The sequence below is a fragment of the Methylobacterium sp. WL103 genome, from assembly GCF_008039885.1.
In the GTDB taxonomy this organism is placed as follows: Bacteria; Pseudomonadota; Alphaproteobacteria; order Rhizobiales; family Beijerinckiaceae; genus Methylobacterium; species Methylobacterium cerastii.
In genome coordinates, this window is sequence record NZ_VRUX01000798.1 from 1 (window position 1) to 1,577 (window position 1,577).

General features: G+C 72.8%; 2 protein-coding genes. Both read right to left on the reverse strand.

Annotation, left to right across the window (positions count from 1 at the left end):
• Positions 1-513, reverse strand: a 513-nt coding sequence (locus FV222_RS25555) for a protein-disulfide reductase DsbD domain-containing protein (RefSeq protein WP_281406926.1), incomplete at its 3' end; no start/stop codon positions are given.
• Between the two features lie 120 nt (positions 514-633).
• Positions 634-1,577 (reverse strand): M24B family metallopeptidase (locus FV222_RS25560; protein ID WP_147815959.1); only part of this gene is annotated, 944 nt, incomplete at its 5' end.

The window sequence follows — 1,577 nt, forward strand, 5'->3', positions numbered from 1 at the left end:
GGCACGCACGAACAGCGCGGCGTTGGCCGGATCGGCCGCGGCCTCGCGGGCGACCGGCAGGGTCAGGGCGAGGTCGGCCGAGCCGGGGATGCATTCCTTCTCGCACACGAGATAGGTGAGCTTGCCCGCAAGCGTCACGGGGGCTGCCGGGTCGAGGCTCGGCGGCGGCGTCACCCGCACGAGCAAAATCGCCTCGCCCTCGTAGCCGAAGTTCATCAGCGTCGCGATCGGGATGCGGTGCGGTGCCGGCCACTGGATCGCCGAGGCCGAGAAGCCGGCCGGCAGCGTCCAGGTCACCTCCGGCGGCAGGCCCGAATCGCCGGGGTTGCGCCAGTAGACGTGCCAGCCCGGCTTCATCGCCATGCGGATGGCCACGGTGAACGGCGTGGCGCCGGCCACTGCCGCAGGCTCCGCCACGAGGCTCGCCCGCACGAGGTCGGCCGGCGGCTTGAAGCCCTGGGCCGCGACGGGCCCGGCGAGCAGCGATAGGAGGAGGGCGAGAAGACGGAGCATGCGGTCCCTTCGCGCGACCGTCCACGACGGTTTCACGCTGCTCTGGTCATAGGCGCGAACAGGCGGAGGGTAAAATCGCGACGGCGCGTCCGGGTGCCGCGCGGAGGATCGATCCTGGGTTCAGAGTGCCACCGTCGCCCGCTCCAGCCAGGCTCGCGTCTCCGGGTCGAGGTCCGGGTCGAGCACGTCGCGGACGTGGGCGTGGTAGGCGTCGATCCAGGCGCGCTCGGCCGGGCTCAGCATCTCCGGCACGATCAGGCGGCGGTCGTAGGGGGCCAGCGTCAGGGTCCCGAAGCCGAGCACCGGGCGTTCGCCGCCGGGCACCTCGCAGGGCTCGACGAGGACGAGGTTCTCGATGCGGATGCCGTAGCCCCCGGCGCGATAGTAGCCCGGCTCGTTGGAGAGGATCATCCCCGCCTCCAGGGCGACGGTTCCGGTCTTGGCGATGCGCTGCGGGCCCTCGTGCACCGAGAGGAAGGCGCCGACGCCGTGGCCGGTGCCGTGGTCGAAATCGAGGCCGGCCTCCCACAACGGCAGGCGCGCAAGGGTGTCGATCTGCGCGCCTGTGGTGCCCTTGGGGAAGACCGCGCGGCTGATGGCGACGTGGCCCCGCAGCACGCGGGTGTAGCGATCACGCATCTCCGCGCTCGGCGCGCCCACCGCGACCGTGCGGGTGATGTCGGTGGTGCCGTCGGGGTATTGCGCGCCGGAATCGATCAGGAACAGCTCGCCCGGCTCCGCCCGCCGGTCGGTGGCGCGGGTGACGCGGTAATGCACGATCGCGCCGTTCGGCCCGGAGCCGGAGATCGTCGGGAACGAGACGTCGCGCAGGTCGCCGCCGTCCGCGCGAAAGTCCTCCAGCGCCTCCACCGCGGCGACCTCGGTGACGTGGCTCTGCCCGTCGAGCCAGGCGAGGAAACGCACCACGCTCGCCCCGTCGCGCCGGTGCGCGGCGCGGGCGCCGGCGATCTCGGCGGCGTTCTTCACCGCCTTCATCGCGGTGATCGGGTCCGGGCCGACATCGGGGGTGCCGCCCACCGTCGCGACGCGCTCCTTCAGGGCGG